The sequence below is a fragment of the Halococcus agarilyticus genome (assembly GCF_000334895.1).
GTDB lineage: Archaea > Halobacteriota > Halobacteria > Halobacteriales > Halococcaceae > Halococcus > Halococcus agarilyticus.
On the sequence record NZ_BAFM01000033.1, the window covers coordinates 1 to 17,927 of the forward strand.

Here is a 17,927-nt window from a genome sequence, read left to right on the forward strand (position 1 = left end):
CGCCTAGTTCTTCTTCCCTTCTTTTCGACCATCACACGTCCAAGACCTGTTGATGGAGCGTAGCTGACTGAGAAATTGAATTTTCTCCCATCGAGAACAAACTCTCCAGTTATTTTGACGATTTTTCCACCCCGGTCCGAAAATCGCTCCACTTCCGGATGAGTGAAGATATCTTCTCGTCCACCAATCTCTACGTCTTCCAACCCACCACCACTCATCACAAACCGAACTAAGTCAACTTCAAGCGTACTAGGCATTCTCAGTCTACCTCTTCCTCTAGAGATTCCACGAACGCTTGCACTCTATCGTTCGCATTCTCTGGAGACATGTTTCGGTGTCCGATGTCACTGAACTCAAAACCTGATTTCTCCAATGTGGTGCTTATATTTCGTGCTTTTCCATATTGATTTGTCTCAACAAACACCCGTTCCTCGTCAGTATCTACTTTAAAAGATAGTGGTTTTATGTCTTCCGAGACTTCGATCTCACGCGTCCGGAAATTGAAGTCTTTACCAATATCAACCTTCCAACGAGTAACCTCCAGCTCTGTATCTGTGATTTCGTTTATTTCATATCCACCCTCCACGAGACCCCCTTCTTGGTCAAATTCCGCTTCATCCTGCCTGAGATACTCTGCAAGTGTTTCTATCTCTGGACGTTCTTCAATAACACAGATATAGTAACCAAGAGGGCGTCCTTCTTGCCCAAACACTTGCAACATATCTATCAATTCCTCGAACTCCCCATCAGTCCATTCTTCGTCCACTAATGCATCAATAAGCTCTTCTTGGTCGTTGCTCGTGGCGTCTGTCCCTCGTTCTTCAATGATCATCCGTATTTGATAGAGTTTGAAAAGTCGAAGAATCTCCCGCAATCTCTCGTCATCTACAGTCATCTTTCGTGTATGGGTGAGTCTAACTCCCTATCACGTTTGCGTTTTATGGCTCTGTACTGCGAAATAGATAGAAACACACTGAACGGGGAACCACGGGATTGTGCCAGCCTTCACCGTGCAATAGTGGGCAAGAATCCTTGGAAGCAGCTAAACTCTATTTTGATGTGACTGCACGGGGTTTTACGCCAACGAAATCGCTCCCGCCTCCTTGCACATTGAGTTGGCTCTCCGATGTGCAAGGAATCTCGATTGGATACATTTCTGCGGGAGATCCTAACCAGTGATGCGAAACCACATATAAACAAATAGCGGTCAGTCACTCAAATCAGTGCTTCTAAGCTAGTCGATGTGCAAGGAACTCACGGGTCAACATAAATGCGAATCAAAACCGACGGGAAACACGAGTATCGGCTCGACCAGCTGCGCCGTATCATGCAAGCCACCGATGAAGGGACCAAATCAGGAGCCTTTGATTTCTCGACAGAGTTCACGCTCCGGATGCTGAATAACCTCGATCAGGCTGTCCATCATCCCGATATGACTGAAGAGCTTGCAGAGGTTCTCTCGACGCCAACAGTTGACTTAGCGTATCGAATAGAGGCCGACCTCAATGTGAATCCGAGCCAGCGGGCACGAGCGGACGAGTGACCAATGGTCGCTTACACATGGCTCTCCTCGATTTCATCGAGGAGCGTTCTAAGTCGATCCATCGTGTCTTGAAGCGCCTCTATATCCGCTTCCTCCAGTTCGTCCTGCTCAATGGCAGAACCGATCTGATACATCTGGTGCGACATTTCCACCGCCCGCTCGTTGAGTTCGTTCCGGTGAGTGTCTGCCTCGCGGAGTTGGGCCATGTTCGGCGGTTCGCCGATCAAAAAGCGGGCCTCGAAGGTCTCGATCAAGATATCGAGGAAGTTCTGGTAGGCGACGATCGAGCCCTCGCCGGGAGCGGGTTGCTCCTCGATAAGCACGGTCTCCTCGTCGTCATCGATGTTGGTGTGCTCGACCACGACGGTCGCCACCGCGTCTACGTTCGGATCAATCTCTCCCTCGGAGCGTTCGATCGTGCGGAAAATCTCGACCGTCTCCTCGACCAGTCGCTCGATGTTGACGTGGTCGGTGATGTCGCCCTCGTCGCGGAGCGGACTGCGGAACTCTTCAGCCATGTTCAACAAAATCACACCACCCGACACTGAGCCGGGATAGTGCCGGTGCATGATGTCGGCGAAACTGTTGATGTCCCGCTGTCGGTTCCGGCGAGCCTTCCCGTGCTCCGTCATTACAGACTTCGCATCGACCGCCAGCCAGACCTCGGCGGGTTCTCCCTCGGCGATGGGCCGATCACCACCGATAGCAGTTTGGCCATTCCCCTCCGGTGGACCAACTACTAAATCGACGTTCCAGCGTAGTTCTCCCTCGCCAACTGTGAAGTCCTCCTTGTAAACGATCCGTCCTTCCTCGGCGGCCTCGCGGAATAAGTCGCTCTTGTGGAGCAAATCATCGAGTAGAGCCATACAACTGACGCTGCCATGCTTCGGGGAACGGGGGTGATACTCGTTCTCTCGTAGCCACTCAACTATCCTCTCGTCCCCGTAGGCGTGGCTCATGCTCTCCGCAGGTAGTGACAGAGGGATAAAGGTAGGTGGATCTACTACCTGATCGGCGCGTTATCGCGTGATGTTGACCGTGAGGTTCTGGTAGTTGGTGAGCGTCCCTCGCTCGTCGTGAATCCGCTCCTCGGCAATCTCAACGTACTTCGGCTCGATCTCGATGTTAATCGAGTCGCGACCGACGCGCGAAGCGGCAACTGCGGTCGAACCCGTCCCGGCAAACGGATCGAGGACTGTATCGCCCACAAAAGAGAACATCCGAACGAGCCGCTCGGCGAGTGCAGCTGGATACGGAGCGGGGTGCTCGCCCTGTCTCTCACCCGTGATGTCGTCCCACAGTTGGCGAAACATCTTCTGATGCTCGTCAGCCTCAATCGTGCTCAGGATACGCTTCTCGATTGACGGCGAACGGTAGCCGCCGGGCTTGCGGAACAGCAGGATATACTCGATGTCGTTCTTGATGACCGCTCCTGGTTCGTAGGGTTTGCCGAGGAACCGCGCATTCCCACCGGCCTCAAGCGAGGCGTTCCCGATCTTGTACCAGATGACCGGCGCGAGGTTGTCATAGCCGATCTCCGTACAGTGCTCTTGGATGCTCGCATGGAGCGGTACGACTCGATGACGGCCATGCTCGCTCCGTGACCGGAGGACGTCCCCGACAACCACGCAGAGGCGTCCACCGGGGACGAGTTTCTCATAGCACTGTTTCCAGATTTGATCCAGCATCTCGTTGAACTGCTCATAGTCATCGACGTCTCCGAGTTGGCCCTCCGCTACCCCGTTCTCGTAGTCTTTGAGATTGAAGTAGGGCGGACTGGTGGCTATGAGGTGGACGCTCTCTTCGTCTACCATTGAGAGGTCGCGTGCATCGCCCTGATAGAGTTCGTGGTGAGAGGGCAGCGATTTCACTGCCTTCTCAATCTCTCCCATCCGGCCCTGATCACGGGCGAGCGCCGGAATCTCGGATTTCAACTCGTTGTCCGACATCTCCAAGAGATACTTGCAACTGGCAGGAACCCGCTCTCCGAGGTCGTCACCGTCAGTCATTACACTCACTCTCCATGCGGGGCGTGATGTAATCTTCGAGACTGCCGGTTGGTTCGTCGCCGAGCCGCTCGCACGCATCGTGAACCCAAGCCATTCCCCATTGTGCGCGCTGTTGATCAATCGATGCGCCGCCTTCTTGTCCGCTGGTGTCGTTCTCGATCATGCCGGTTGCATCCCGGCACCCGGGTTCGGTGATGGAACACCGGACCCACCTTCTTGATGGGATTTTCCCGAGTACCTACCACCGATCACACGTTTCGGGCACTTAGTAGTGTGGATTGATAGTCCCACTACGTAGTGGCACAAATAGTATTAGACTCCAGTCCATTAGACGAACCGAGTCATGAAGACCATAGTCAAGAACCCGGACATAACCGCCGAGAACAAGATCGACAATCAGGGACGGGTGTTCGTAGGACGCGAGCATAGTGGTCGAACGCTGCGGCTCGTCGGCGAGTTGGTAGAGGAGCCCCAATACGAGTGCAAAAGCGGGCATATCCGATACGAAGGTCAGATGAACTTGGGAGTTGATGACGAAGAGCCTCCCCGATGCCCGGAGTGCGAACATGAGGCTACCAAGATCAAGGAGGAGTAGCGTCTAACAGTGGATTCGTTTCAAGTCAAGGGGGCAGTTCCCTACTCATCTCAAGAGTCAAGGGATTGTCTAATGCGCAATTTTATAGAGTAATGCACAACAATTTCCGTGCCCGCTATCGGTTTAGTATACCGTAGAGTGCTGCTCGCTCTTCCATTTCGTGAACTGATAGAGTGGACAACTATAGGGGTTATCAGTCAATCTCCTACTTTCCCACGTTTATCGATTTTCGCTGCTACCGATTTCGACAAGCGTGATATCGGAATAACAGTGCTAATCCCTATAGCGACAATACGAATACGCTTTCAGAGGGAAAATACCGATCCAGTAAGTGTCAGTTAATAATTAGATGGGAACAATTTTGTATTCCCCGTCAGGTTGATGTCCTAAATGGCTACTGATGATCTTCTAACTGGTAAGTTCTACACACTCGATTTCTCGCCGTCTCCACTCGCCGACCAGTTCGCCGCCTCCTACCAGGAACTTCTCGAAGACCACGATTCCCGCGACATTCTCGTCCTGAAACGTATTCCTTGCAATCTGGACGCACTCGCCGATCATATCCAGAACACTCTCGGACTTATGGTCCATCCTAACGTCCAATCACTGCCGCAACACGCTTCCCACGTCGTCGAGATCAACGATCCAGATATCGACCGGCTAGCATACGAACAACGTATCGAACTGCTCGCTGACGTCATCGAATTCACGGACTGGGAAACACTCATCGACGAGGCCACAACCCGGTTCGATGATGTACGTTGGCCAGACAACTACCAGCGAGCAGACGTCATCGAGTTCTTCCAGATCGCCAGCGAACAGGACAGCTTCGGCCGGGACGTCGGACAAGTCCTCCTCGAGGCCACCCGGCAAGGTGGGTTCACACCACCGGACGGCGATACTGAACGACATATCCTGATCGCGGCACTTGCCCGCCTCAATGATCGGTTTCATGACCGGCTGGATGCCCACGGCTTGGTCGAACGGGCGAACATCGTTCCCCGCGCTACGGACGCACTGCAGGACGACACCACCTACGACCATGTGGCCTCCGGGTTCGAAGCGATCCTCGCCCTCGAATTCGAAGAATACACGGCGAATGACCGTCGGTACCTCGCCCAGCTCGCGGGTGACGCAGATCTGATCGCGGTCGGGGAACGCAACGCCAGCATCCAACGCGTGATGACCGAGCCAGGTGAGATAGACGATCTCCGTGACGACGGTGTCATCGACTTCGACCCCGGTGATCCCGCAAGGCTCGAAGACACCGGGAGAACCCACCGCTCCGATACCGATCCGGGACAGATCGCCTCGTTCCTGGCAACCGGCACCGACCCCGCGGACACCGTCTCCGCTGTCCACCTCCACGAATCCACGTTCCGGGACCAGATCAGTGCCGTCGCCAACGAAATCGAATATCTCCGGCACGACACCGATGTGGAGTACAACGATTTCGCCGTCGTCGTGAACAGCCTCGGTGACCGGCTGTCAGAAGCCCGCCGCCATCTCCGGGCCGCCGGCCTACCCACCCAGACGGTGGGCGCACCCGCACTCGCTGAAGACCCGGCCGTCACCGAGCTCTACGCCTTCGTCCAGTTCCTGCTGAACCGGGATGCAGACGCCGAGTCCTGGCTGGCCGCCCGGGTGGACGGCTTCTCACCGGAGCTCGCCGAAGCCTGTAACACGGGGTCGCTCGAGACCCGGCTAAACCGGTGGATCGTCAACACCGACCTGAAAGAACGCGTCGCGACCGGCGAGAGTCATATCGAGATCCAAGAACAGTTCCAGAACATCGAGCGGGTGACTGACCTGGCCCGGTTCATCGATCAGACCACCCTGCTGGATAGCGACTTGCCTACGTTCAAACATGTGCTGGAGCGGGCGATCCGGTTCGACGCGGCGTACACGCACACGATCGAATCCGCACCCCGGATGCACGGCGTGGCGGTGACCGATATCCAGGGCGTCAAACACGAGGCCTACAACACGGTGTTCCTGCTGAACGTAGTGGATCAGGAGTATCCCGACGGGGAGCGGTTGACACCGCTGTTCCCGAAACCGTGGCTGACGGAGATGCCGAGGTACCCGGCCATCACCGAGGTTAAAGATAACAAGATCGACGCCACGTACGGCACCTTCACCGGGGACCGGTCGACCAGTGCCTTCGATGCGTATTATCACCACCGGGAGCGCCGGAAACTGGCGCTCGGTGCCCGGGCGGCCACGGACAACCTGTACTTCTGTACTTATGAATCAGAGGACAACGGGCTGGGCCGTGCATACAACCGATCACGGTATCTGTCCCTTCTAAAGGAACAAGACCAAATCACGGTCGACAATCTGTTGCCCGAAAGCGATGACCGCCCAGTCCGGACACGGGAGAAGGTCGCCGAATACATCCTTGATCAGCCATGGGACGAGCTGGAGGAGATCGTCAACGCCGCGCACACCGGTGAAACGGCGAAGATCGAGGAGACCGAAAAGGTGTTTGGTGTAATCCAGGCGCTGCTGTCGGAGGACGACGTGGACCCGGTGTTCGCTGACGCAGTCGCCAGTCAATTTGCCCTGGCTCGCGGGGAGGTGGTCCACAGTGACTAACGGCCTCACCGCACAGGAACTGACGACGTATCTCCTGTGTCCGCAGAAGTACGAATTCGAGCACGTGACCGAACTAACCGGTGACACCCGTCAGGAACGGGACCGGTTCCAGCAGTTGCTCCGGAAAACGATCTGCACCGGATACAGTGAGGCCCGAAGCAACGGTGTAGATCCTCGTGACGGGGCGATCGAGGCACTTGATGTGGCATGGGACTTGTATGCCGATGCGGTAAATCTCCACTCGTCCGAGCAGGAATCCACGGAGAAGATACGGGCCGAGGCCGGGGTAGACGCCTACTTCGACGCGATTGGAACGACGCACTTAGAGCAGATCGAACAAGCGGCCGCCATCTGCGGTTCACCCGTGATCGGTCCCGATATCACGTTGACGGCCACGATTAATGGGAACGAGGTCGGAACGAATGTCGATTACATCATAGCCACTGACAACCAGATCGTGGGCGTTCGGCTTACCGATACGCTCTGGGGAAGTAGAGTTCCGTGGGAGAATAAAACAGAAATCGCCAAGAACCATCTCGAGAGAGGAGATTACAAGCCCGAACAGGTCGGAACCGTTCTTTCTGCACGGATCGCGGAAGAAGCCTTGAATGAGTACAGTAGCGACGGTACCGGTGCTGAGTTGATGTACCTAAGCGTCATGGAGACCACTTTTGAATCCGCTGATGGATGTGATGCAGAGATCGATTACCGACGAATGGGGGGATATCTCTCTGATACCCGAGAAACAATAGACGAGGCGATTGCCTGGATGAATGACAACATCGCGGACAAAACGTATAGCCCGGTAGAAGTGTTCAATGAGCAGGAGCACTGGGATGGGAGCTTCCGTCAAGTCGTCGAAAACACATGCCAAAATTGTTCGCACGCCGCTGGCTGCGAAGAAGCCGTTAGCCGGGAGATGATGTTCGATGTCTGAATCAGAGCAACCAGATCAGCCAACTCCAAAAGGCGGTCAAGAGGATGTACTCAATACTGACAAAGAATGCATTAGCGTCGACGCGGGCGCAGGTTCAGGGAAAACCACGACGATGCGGTGGCGGATCGAACAGATGCTTACGGCGGATGATGCTCCGCCCTCGGACCGGATGCTGGTCCTGACGTTCGCGAATGAGGCAGCGTCATCAATCCAAGAGAGTATCACCGACGCGGAGCAGCTGTCTATCGACCAGGCGTATAATATCGATATTTATACGTATCACTCATTTTGCAATCGGCTTATTTCTGAGTATGCCTATGTTCTCGGAATTGACCCTGACTTCGAGGTAATCACTCAGGACCAGCGTCTGCGAATTATCCGATCGCTGATCGAAGAAAACGACTATCAGTACGTTTCACGGCGCCAGGCCAACACTGAGACAGTTGTCAAGCAGGCAAAAAACTATATCTGGGATATGCGGCAAGAAGCCATCACTCCCGATGATGTCGATGAATACCTGCCCGAGGAACTCGCCATCAAGAACCTCAAGCGTCTTACCGTCGATTTAGAACGTACTGTTCAGTTTTTTGATACAGATGAGCACAACCTAGTAGACGATAACTATGACGTGGATTATCCCACGCTGTTTGCCCATATTGAGGAATATCAAGATGCTCTCACGCGATGGCGGAGAGTGGCCCAGAATCAATCAGCGGACATCTGGGACACGATCGATACGTACCTCTCCTATATGGAGCAGTTGACAGACATGGTTGAGGCGTTGCTTCGTAATGACTCGGACGCGGCGTTGGGATTCTTGCCACAGGCCTTATTTTATAACGATGTCCACAAAGGCTGGTGGCCCGATATATATCAGACTCCGTTCGGCCATCTGAAGTCTTATATCGAGGCTTTGGAGGAAATATATGAGCTGCAGAAGATTTACCACGATTACGTGGACGAGCTTGATTCCCGGGGGGCCCTCGACTTTGACGAACTGATTTATAAGGCTGACACATTGATCAACGACACACAGATCGGGGATGAAATCCGTAGTCGGTGGGACTACGTCTTCTGCGACGAATTTCAGGATACAGACGACATCCAGATGGACGTCGTAACAGGGTTATGTAGAGACGATGCGCAACTCCTCGCAATTGGTGATGTGGACCAAGCTATCTACGGATGGCGTGGAGCGAACCCTGAGGGACTGAACGATCTTGGGGATAACTTTGCAGAGAGTGAACAGCTCGATATCAAACGAAACTTCCGGTCAGACCAGGAAATTCTGGAATTAGCAAATCAGTGTGCGGCATATGATTCTAAGCGGCTGATATCCGATGATTGCGATGCCGAGACTCCAGATGGTGATCCTATTGTCGAACGAGATGAAGGCGATCAAGCACGGTTGGGACTCGTCAACGGCGAGTGGACTCAACAGTCGACCGCCGAAGAAGTTGCCACGACCATATCTCAGCTGTTGGAAGACGGGTTTGACGACATTGAGGAGCGGTCGTTAGCTGATATTGCGGTGATTGTACGGAAAAACGAACAGGCCAGGAAGGTCGCGGCAAGCCTCCGAAGCCGGCAAATTCCGTACCGGATCGATGGTTCAAGTGAATCAGAGATGGAGCCAGGCGTCCAGACCATTCTCTCGTATTTCCGGGTGCTTGTCGATTCGGAGGCGGACATGCATCTTCGCCGGGTGCTAATGCTGGTATACCGTGTCAGTGAGGATGACCTGAAAGCCCTCGAGACTGCCCCAGTGGATTCGCTCTATGAGGCAGTCATCAACCACGATGATATTGGCAGCCTGTCCCTGATTGATCCAGACCGCGTAACCAAGGCGCAGACCGACCTCAACGATCTTCGGGAGCTCAAGGACAGTCATTCCCTGTCGTACTTCTACAACGCGTTTCTCAACAAGACTCGCATCCAGTGGTACTTGCAGAAAGAAGACCGTGCACAACTGGACCGGATCAAGAAGTTCATGCAGGCATACGAGAGCGATAATGTGCTCCGCCGGTTCTCCGAAGGCTTTGTCGACAGCCTTGCAGAGTCACTCTCTGGCCGCGATGACGATCTCTCGATCGGCATCGCATCCCAGTCCAACAATAAAGTAAATATATTGACGGTTCACCAAGCCAAAGGTCTGCAGTTTGATACAGTGCTGTTTCCCTATCTGGAAGATGATGAGTGGGTGTCAAACAAGAATGCGGTATGGGGTGCACATCGCTTTGATTCCATTATCCGAGATATCAAAGAAGATGTTTTCACGCATCCGTTGGTTGAATCCGTCTATCAAGAGGAGTTGAAGGAACAGTGGCGTACGATCCACGTGGGTGTGACGCGGGCAGAATCGCTCCTCGTCTTGTTTAGTCAGCCGCCGGAAGAGATAGCGGATTACAAAACTATGGTTTCCGATCTGCGAGAGAAATCCGATCAGGCGTCACTCGCCCACGAATCACCGGGGGAACTTCTTGAAGCAACATTTCCAGATGTCGATACTCGGTGGTCGCTCGAACAGCCGCAGATGCAACTGTGGGATGCTATCACGGATGCGTTCAAGGAAGTTGAGGATCGGTATCCGGAGACGGTAGTTAATTTATCTGATGATGTGAAGCAGGCGGCCAATGTGACGCCGGGCACGATCACCTACTACAACCGGTACGAGGACGAACTGAACCTCGAACAGGCGATCGACGAGATCCATGAGCTGGGGCAGGATATCTTCGAGGAGAACCTGACCCCGCAAGACCCGACAGCACACGATATCTATCCGTCGTCACTCCTCTTCGAGGACGGTGCGGAGCTCCTGGTGCAGCACAGTCACACGTCGCTGGAGACGTATTCGGACTGTCCGCGCCGCCACCTACTAGACCACGTGCTATACGGGTTCGATGATCCGATGCCGGCAGACGCAGCGGTCGGCGGTTCGGATGAGCCGAGCTGGCGGAAGGTCGGGGACGTGTTCCACGCCGTTGCCGAGGAGGCGTTCTACCGGAACGATACCGCGGAGGACGAATGGCTGGCGATCTGTGACCGGATCGTGCGTGCCCGGGACCTGGAATCAGTACGTGACGCGGTGAAAGCCTGTATCCACCGCTTGTTCGCGACAGACCTGCTGGAGTGGGAGCCGGTCGCCGCTGAGCTCCCGTTCGAAGTGACGGGCGTTCCCGGTGTGGATGGACCGATCGTCGGGTACATGGATTCGGTGCGGCAGGTGCCGGACAAGGGCCTTGCCGTCCTAGACTACAAGTCGACGTTCGAGAAACGGGATATCGCGTCCTCATCCCAGCTGCTGCTGTACCTCCGTGCCTGTGAGGGGTTGTTCGATGAACCGGTGGACTGGGCCGGGTACGTGTATGTCGGTGAGGCCGGTGGTACCGATGGCAAGATTGACCTGATCCACCGCGACGAGCTCGAGGGTAGCTGGAATGACGTTGTAGATATGTTGCAGGCCGCGGATTCACCGTCATGGGAAGCGGAGCCCGGGTCGCATTGTCGGCATTGTCCACACCGGTCCCTGGGCTGTGCACCGGACGAACATGCGTATGATAACGAGTACGTGATCGAGAGCGTAGACTCAACACCTCACAAAACGAGTTAGGTAAACGGGCTAATAATACGATTCTCATTGTAGAATAGCCTCCTCGAGCTGCATCTCGCGTAGATTGAAGTAGCAAAAGTCGATATCGGCCATTTCAATCCCCCTAACCTCCAAAACACCGGGTATTGATGTGACACACGAGGTCGCCAGAAGACACCATCGACCGTAACAAACTCCTGATTCATTCCAAGAATCACGAGTTAGTAGGATATGTATTCATTTTTACCTTTCCGGAATCGGAGGGGCGTGTCCCATAGATTCAAGTTGAGAGGCTTCGGTGATAGCAGTAGCTCGCCAAAACAACCGCGCGGGCCGGGGATGTCCCACCATCCCCGAAACCGAGGAGAGTTAACCTCTATGAGCACAGACGGAGCCACCGGTATTGAATCTACCGGACCGACGGACGATGTATTGCAGGATCAACTACAGCAGCTTCAGCGTCGTGTTGACGCCCTCGAAGACGAGAACGAGCAACTTCACTCCAAACTCGATGAGGCTCGCGAGCAACAGCGCCAGGATCATCACGCCCTCGCTCGCGAGAACCACAAGCTGCGGAAAACCAACAACCAACTGAGAGAACGCGTCGACCGGGCCGATGCCAGCCGCGGACACATCATCGAGGATATCGTCGACGTCGAGAAGCAACTCGACGATGTGGAAGCCGGTTCTGCCGGGTCAAAGGGTGGGGGTGACGCTCCCGAAACCGCCATGCAACGCCCGGATCTGACCCCGATCGAGCGGATCTCGAAGATGGATGCCGAAGACACCGGGATCGATATGACGCCCTCCATCGAGCGCGCCGTCGCGATCTTCGATCATTGGGAAGAGTGGTCCAGCAAGACACCCAAGGGTCGCGTCCTCAAGAGCGACCTCAAAACACTCCTCCGAACAGCCACCGGCGAACAGCTCGCGTGGCGGCAGGCCTACCGCGCCGCCGAAGCACTCGAAGAACTCTCGAAGGGACGCATCGAGTTCATCGATCACGACCGCCACGGCAAGATGCTAATCGAGGGCCAACCAGCAAGGAGTGGTGACTGTCACTCGTCGTCAGCGGCCACAACGTGATCCCCGTCAGAGAACCGCCTGCCAAACGATAGCTCGAAAACAGGAATAATCGTTCCACGAACGAACACGGTGCATGCATCGGTCGATTACTGACGGGTAAATCGCCTCATGCAGCCTCACAGCTAGGAGAGAGAACAAAGCAGGTGATTCAACCACTGACGACAGGTGTCAGTGCCGCTCGCTCCTGAGTAACTGAGCGTATCGGTTCTGTGAAACTGCTGCCACGATACGATAACGCCTAAGTGAATCTCCTCGGCGGTCGTAAACGATGGCACAACTGACTGCTATGGTGAGAGTATCAGGACCTCACTATAATCGTGGCGCTGTACCGCGATTATCCTCAAAGTGCGGTGCGGCTTTATCTTGCCAGACGGCCTTCGCTCCGCTCAGGACCGTCTGGACCGCCGCCGCCGCTACCCCTGCCGCACCGCCCACCGCTCCGCACCCGCGACCGCTCGACTCGGCGCGCACGTTCCTCGCGCGCGCTTCGGAACCCCGACTGCGACCGGCTGCGGAGGATCGCGATGAGTGAGCGCGCTGCTGCGACTCGACGGTGGGCACTCGCCAATGCGGAAGCTCACTCTCTCGATGAACTCCTCGAACCGTTCGTCGGCTCGTTCGTCCAGCGGATCGAACCTGATGCGATGGGTGGCTTCGTTGTTGATTTCGCTCCCGGCTCCGAGTCGAAGGTCAGTTTCGCCTTCCAGCTTGCGTATATGTCTGGCTGGATCCCCACCGACGGCTCATTCGAACAGAGGTGGATTCGCTTTCAGAACCCCGATCGCATCGGGGAGTATCTCGGATGGGCGGCGCTTCCCGACCCAGGCGATGAGCTTGCTGATCCACCTGCTGATCTGAACGAACTGGAGGAACAGTTCGGTGATTCGTAGTCAACAGCCGCGGTCCCATCGTGGGGTTGTGTCTCGTCGATCAGTGCTCACTCCGCTCTCGCAACCGCTCCACCACCGCGACCGCTACCGCATGAAGATGTCCCCCGCCACCGGCTGGTCAATGGAGCGTGATCGATGAGCCGGGACAATGAGATCGCGACGTACGTCTCGGATGAGACTAAAGCCGAGCTCGACCGGCGCGCGGAGGTCGAAGGTATCTCTCGATCCCAGTATCTGAACGACCTCATTCATCGCGAGTTCCAGCGCGACGAACAGGAGCGTGCTGCCTCCGAGCTTCGGGCTGAACAGCGTATCCGCGCGCTCATGAACGAGGCTGCCGACGAGATTCGGCAAGCCTCCGAGGAGATGCGTGAGATGAACGCCAAAGCGGGGGCGTACGCCGCCGCCAACTTCGAACTTCTCAAGCGCGATCACACCGACGGGGTTCGGCGTGACGCCCTCGAAACCGGCTCGCGTCGGCTCCGTCAGGACCTCGACGATACACATGCCGATCTCGATGGTGTCGCTGAGAACGCCGATGCGGACCGAGAATCGTCCGGCAGTGATGACGACGAGAGCCTCGTCGACGAGCTCCGAGGTGAGGAGTGATGTACGCCGGAAAGGACTACCAGGAGCGGGACGCGAGCGCGCTCACGAGCTACATCGGTCGCGAACAGCTGTATAATGCCAGCGGCGAGGAGATGGACGGTGAGGAGATTCAGGCGTTCATCGACCGCTCCGAGGACTACGAATACGAAGAACAGTGGATTCTCTCGCCGGAGAACGGCGAGGATCTCTCCGACGAAGCGATGTCGCTGGCGGCTCGCAAAACGCTGAATCAGCACATCGAGGAGCGACCGACCGCGGAGTATTGCTACGCGATTCACCGTGATACGGATCATCCCCACGTCCAGGCTGCGGTGACTGGCGAGAAGGCCGACCTCTGGACCGACGAAGAGGACCTCCAGAACGTGCGTGAGAACGCTCGCGACCACTTCCAGAATCAAGAGCGCGAACACGGACTCGAAGAACAGCTGCTCGAAGAGAACGTGCTCGAACCGGATCACGAGAACGCGCACTCCCAATCACGGACACTCGCGGCGGCTGGATTACCGATAACGGTTGCTTCTCCGGCGTTGTCCGCAGTCACTGGGATACTGCTACCGTTGCAAGGGCGGACGCCCTACGGGTTCTGGACGGATCTCGGGATCACGATCGTCGCGTTCGTGATTCCGGGTATCATCGCGCTCTACCTGCTCTATCGGATCTATCGCGACACTCGAGATTACCTGACGAAGCGCTGGATGCGTGGTGTCGTCGCTGATGGTGATTACCCGCTTCCGATCGACGTCGAGGAAGTACAGCCCAAGCGACCGTGGTGGAAGCCGCGGATCATCGAGGCGATCTCGGTGTCCGGTGAGGGTGGAATGTTCGTGCTCGGTGAAAGCGGGAGCGGGAAAACCGAGACGATCAAGCTGCTCGTCCATCCGTGGGTCTCCTCGCCGACCGACTCCTACGTAGTGTTCGACTACAAGGGCGATTGGGAGAGCCATTTCGCGGATGACGACGTTATCAAACTCTCTATCAGCGATTCAACTCATCACTGGAACATCTTTCGCGAGGCCGAGCGTGAGAGCGATTTCGATGAGATCGCGGGCGCGCTGTTCCAGTCGGCCGATGACAGTGACGACTTCTTCCCGAAAGCTGCGCGGCAGCTGTTCGGGGCGGTGCTGAAGTACCTCTACCGGGAGTTCGACGAGGACGACGAGTTCCCGACGAACGCGGACCTCGTGTCGTTCTGTGAATCCACGACACCGACGGAGCTCTACGATGCACTGACGGAGTATCCCGATCTCGTGGCGGCGGCGTCGGCGCTCGATCCCGAAGCAGAGGGGCAGGCCAGTGGCGTGTTCGCGACGTTCCAGCAGCAGGTACAGGAGGTATTTAGTGGTGATTTCGCCAAGGCGGGGAACTTCTCGGTGCGGGACTACATTCAGGACCCACAGGGACGCAAGCTGCTGCTGCGGTACGATCCACGGCGGGGACAGAGTACGAAGCCGGCGTTTTCGTTCTTCATGGAGTGGGCGATTCGGTACTCGTTGGATAGCGATCTATCGGGCGAGAGCTACTTCCTCCTGGACGAGTTCGCGCGGGTTCCCGCGGTAGGGAACATGGAGGAACTCGTGAACGTCGGGCGGGGCATGGGTGCTCGGGCGATCCTGGGGATACAGAGCTACAAGCAGGTGACGGACACCTACAACCGAGATCGAGGCGACGCGCTCCTCGACGGGCTGACGCGGGGCGTCATCAAGCGGGTGAACGCGAACACGGTCCAGCACGCACAAGGACTGATCGCTGAACAGTGGCACATCCGTGAGATATCGCAGTACGACAACGATGGCGTCGAGGTAGCGGTGGACAGGGAGCGGGAACTGAAACAAGCGTTCTCGGACGACCAACTGACGTCGCTAGCGGTGGACGACTCCATCGTGATCCAAAACGATGGGTGGGTCCACGGTCGGCTGCCGCTGCTCGACGAGGAACGTGAGGCGATGGATTACGCTGCTGGACGAACCGAAGAGCGAGAACCGGACCAGGAGGAGCCACCGAACCAACGAGAACCCGAGCCGGGAACGGAAGCACCCGATCGGGAGGAATTACCCGCTGATGACTAACCCTGACCGGCGTTTTCGCGTGTCTGACGCAGACTTATGAAGCTGCGTGCAGATTTGCACGCATGCCCCGCATCACGGTGTCTGTATCGGATGAACAGGCTGAGCGAATCGAGGATTTAGCGGGGGAAGATGGCCCTCATTCCTCGAAATCTGAAGTGATGCGATACTTCATACGCCGTTCACAGGAGGCTGATGAGCTCGAGCAAGAGAACGAACGACTTCATCGCGAGCGTCGGCAGCTGCTCGACCAGCGCAAGGAGCGCAACGAGCTCGTCCGGTATGCCGAGGATCAACGCGACCAGGATCAGCGTGATCGTGAGCGGCGCAGAAAGCCTGCGTGGACACGAGCGTGGTGGTGGCTTACCGGAGAGCCTGAGTGATGCACTACCGCGATATAACCCATCCTGATGGCCGTCTCTGGTACTCGCTTGAGTCGGACGGCCCACGGGTTACACAGTTCGTCGTGCAGTTAGAGTGCTGGATCGAAGATGAGTGGATGGAGGTTGCGCGGTTCGACCACGATCCAGAGACGCACGACATCCGCGAAGAGGGCCTTCACATGGATATCTACCGAGACGGCGAGAAATACGACGTCGATCGCGACTTCCCACGCTTGAATCCAAAGGCCGGACTGAATTTCAGCATCAGCTACTTACAAGCGCGCAACGAACAGCTGATAGAGAGGTACAAATCGTGGCTGAACAAGTAACTCCCAGCTTCGAAGCGATGATCGACGAATCGAAAGAGGCGACGCGTGAGCATCTGCTCGAAGAAGGCGGCAAGGAGGCCGTCGAGGGCTGGGATGCGATGACCGAACTCTGGGAGTCCGGAGAAATGCAAGAGATGATTGAGTCGGGTGATTATTCCGATCTCCCTGACTCGGTTCGGCCCGACGAGTAGGTAACTTCGTTCTGGATCTGAGAGAACGCTGAGAGCGATGTAGTAGCGAAGAGGTTCCCGCTAAACCACCACCTGCGAAAGCCCGCACAGCGCGCTGTGCGCGCGAGCAGGACCGTGGAGGTGGGTCGGGAGTGGAGGGTGGGTACGCGGTCGGGCTTTGGCCGGCCCGGAGGGCCGGGATTCTTCGGCGGTACTGCTGTAGCCGGAGGCTTAAACTCAAGAACACACACTATTCAGTATTCTTCTAGAGTCAAGACGACGCTGTCCCGATACGTGTCTTCTCCTTTCAGTATGACAATTTCTACCTCTCTGGACATTCTCTCTTCACCTTGGTAACGAAGTTCTACATTATAGGGCTCATGTCCACCGGAAGGTGGAATATTAGCCTTGTCGGTGAATGTCCCTTCTCCGGTATTTGTCTCACGGTATCGCCACTCAATTTCTTCTGGAAGTTCGATTATGGTTGTAAAAGATATTTCAGAATCGCTTTTGTTCTCTATATTCACATGGAGTGGACGGGTGGAGTCAAAGGTGTGGAACACCTGGATCTCGTCTGGAACGACTGAGATCTCGATGTCTCTCGCTTGTCGGATGGACGGCGTGATTTTCCTCCAACCAATTCCACCCATAACTAGCACTACTAGCACAGGAGCGACGTACTCAAAAAGTATTCTATGAGGTATTGAGCCGAAAGGTTGGATCGAAATACTTCCCGTTAACGGGATAGACAGAATGGCACGTCCCCATTGAAACGCAACAGATGTAAGCAGATATGAAAACAATCCAGTAATCCCATATAAGGTCCAGTGAGTTCCAGTCTCAAGGGTACTAACTTCCGATAGTTCGAATTCAGTTGCACGACGTAGGGTGTAAACAAGGTTGAAAACGACGATATGAGTGAATATGAGAAATAAGAGGATATATGCAGTTGGTTCTGGAACATATGGAGAGATACTCTTCGAGCTTAGTGACCCCAACACAGCCACTATCAAAGATAGTAAATACTGTATCTCGAACTTTGGATCTCGGTTGTGTTCCATCTGAACTACTGATCAACAAAAAACTCCTCAAATGTTTCATATACTATATTATATCCTTCTCTTCG

Annotated in this window: 18 protein-coding genes; 12 read left to right on the forward strand and 6 right to left on the reverse strand. The window is 55.5% G+C overall.

Annotated elements, in window-relative coordinates; genetic code table 11:
- Positions 1-218, reverse strand: a 218-nt coding sequence (locus TX76_RS17825; RefSeq protein WP_154019129.1) for a hypothetical protein, incomplete at its 3' end; no start/stop codon positions are given.
- A 41-nt stretch (positions 219-259) separates the two neighbouring features.
- The gene (locus TX76_RS16495) at positions 260-895 is read right to left on the reverse strand and encodes a hypothetical protein (RefSeq protein ID WP_049904039.1); all 636 of its coding nucleotides are present in this window, start codon (positions 893-895) and stop codon (positions 260-262) included.
- 375 nt (positions 896-1,270) lie between these two features.
- On the opposite strand from TX76_RS16495, the gene TX76_RS16500 reads away from it, so the two are divergent.
- Entirely contained in the window at positions 1,271-1,543 is a 273-nt protein-coding gene (locus tag TX76_RS16500) for a DUF7692 domain-containing protein (RefSeq protein ID WP_049904041.1), read from the forward strand.
- Positions 1,544-1,554: 11 nt separating this feature from the next.
- Here TX76_RS16500 and TX76_RS16505 read toward each other — a convergent pair whose 3' ends face one another.
- From TX76_RS16505 to TX76_RS17830, 3 genes are read right to left on the reverse strand one after another with little or no spacing between them, the layout of a single operon-like run.
- Positions 1,555-2,502 carry a hypothetical protein gene (locus tag TX76_RS16505; protein ID WP_049904043.1) on the reverse strand — a complete coding sequence of 316 codons (948 nt, stop codon included), beginning with the start codon at positions 2,500-2,502 and terminating at the stop codon, positions 1,555-1,557.
- Positions 2,503-2,562: 60 nt separating this feature from the next.
- Positions 2,563-3,552, reverse strand: coding sequence for a DNA-methyltransferase (locus TX76_RS16510; protein ID WP_049904045.1), 990 nt, complete (start codon positions 3,550-3,552; stop codon positions 2,563-2,565).
- The gene (locus TX76_RS17830) at positions 3,545-3,715 is read right to left on the reverse strand and encodes a hypothetical protein (RefSeq protein ID WP_154019130.1); all 171 of its coding nucleotides are present in this window, start codon (positions 3,713-3,715) and stop codon (positions 3,545-3,547) included. Before TX76_RS17830 ends, TX76_RS16510 begins: the two co-directional genes overlap by 8 nt.
- Before the next feature lie 180 nt (positions 3,716-3,895).
- Between TX76_RS17830 and TX76_RS16515 the strand changes: the two genes are divergently transcribed.
- From TX76_RS16515 to TX76_RS17840, 11 genes are all read left to right on the forward strand, one after another.
- Positions 3,896-4,147, forward strand: a complete 252-nt coding sequence (locus TX76_RS16515; protein WP_049904047.1) for a hypothetical protein — start codon at positions 3,896-3,898, stop codon at positions 4,145-4,147.
- A 390-nt stretch (positions 4,148-4,537) separates the two neighbouring features.
- Positions 4,538-6,745, forward strand: coding sequence for a PD-(D/E)XK nuclease family protein (locus tag TX76_RS16525; protein ID WP_154019131.1), 2,208 nt, complete (start codon positions 4,538-4,540; stop codon positions 6,743-6,745).
- Complete coding sequence (locus TX76_RS16530) at positions 6,738-7,682, forward strand: hypothetical protein (RefSeq protein ID WP_049904054.1); 945 nt, start codon at positions 6,738-6,740, stop codon at positions 7,680-7,682. The genes TX76_RS16525 and TX76_RS16530 overlap by 8 nt, the downstream gene beginning before the upstream one ends.
- The gene (locus tag TX76_RS16535; RefSeq protein ID WP_079890881.1) at positions 7,675-11,292 is read left to right on the forward strand and encodes an ATP-dependent helicase; all 3,618 of its coding nucleotides are present in this window, start codon (positions 7,675-7,677) and stop codon (positions 11,290-11,292) included. Before TX76_RS16530 ends, TX76_RS16535 begins: the two co-directional genes overlap by 8 nt.
- 357 nt (positions 11,293-11,649) lie before the next feature.
- Entirely contained in the window at positions 11,650-12,357 is a 708-nt protein-coding gene (locus TX76_RS18455; protein ID WP_049904056.1) for a hypothetical protein, read from the forward strand.
- Between the two features lie 524 nt (positions 12,358-12,881).
- Positions 12,882-13,247 carry a hypothetical protein gene (locus TX76_RS16545; RefSeq protein ID WP_049904057.1) on the forward strand — a complete coding sequence of 122 codons (366 nt, stop codon included), beginning with the start codon at positions 12,882-12,884 and terminating at the stop codon, positions 13,245-13,247.
- A 135-nt stretch (positions 13,248-13,382) separates the two neighbouring features.
- Positions 13,383-13,856, forward strand: coding sequence for a hypothetical protein (locus TX76_RS16550; protein WP_049904058.1), 474 nt, complete (start codon positions 13,383-13,385; stop codon positions 13,854-13,856).
- Positions 13,856-15,922 (forward strand): type IV secretory system conjugative DNA transfer family protein, encoded by a 2,067-nt coding sequence (locus TX76_RS16555; protein WP_049904060.1) that lies wholly within the window; start codon positions 13,856-13,858, stop codon positions 15,920-15,922. The genes TX76_RS16550 and TX76_RS16555 overlap by 1 nt, the downstream gene beginning before the upstream one ends.
- Positions 15,923-15,984: 62 nt before the next feature.
- On the forward strand, positions 15,985-16,302 hold the full coding sequence (locus tag TX76_RS17835; protein ID WP_154019132.1) for a ribbon-helix-helix protein, CopG family: 318 nt from the start codon (positions 15,985-15,987) through the stop codon (positions 16,300-16,302).
- Entirely contained in the window at positions 16,302-16,631 is a 330-nt protein-coding gene (locus TX76_RS16560) for a DUF7718 family protein (RefSeq protein ID WP_049904062.1), read from the forward strand. Before TX76_RS17835 ends, TX76_RS16560 begins: the two co-directional genes overlap by 1 nt.
- Positions 16,632-16,648: 17 nt before the next feature.
- Positions 16,649-16,822, forward strand: a complete 174-nt coding sequence (locus TX76_RS17840) for a hypothetical protein (RefSeq protein WP_154019133.1) — start codon at positions 16,649-16,651, stop codon at positions 16,820-16,822.
- Between the two features lie 233 nt (positions 16,823-17,055).
- Here the strand turns inward: TX76_RS17840 and TX76_RS17845 are convergent, their stop codons facing one another.
- Complete coding sequence (locus TX76_RS17845; protein WP_154019134.1) at positions 17,056-17,862, reverse strand: hypothetical protein; 807 nt, start codon at positions 17,860-17,862, stop codon at positions 17,056-17,058.
- Positions 17,863-17,927 lie beyond the last annotated feature (65 nt).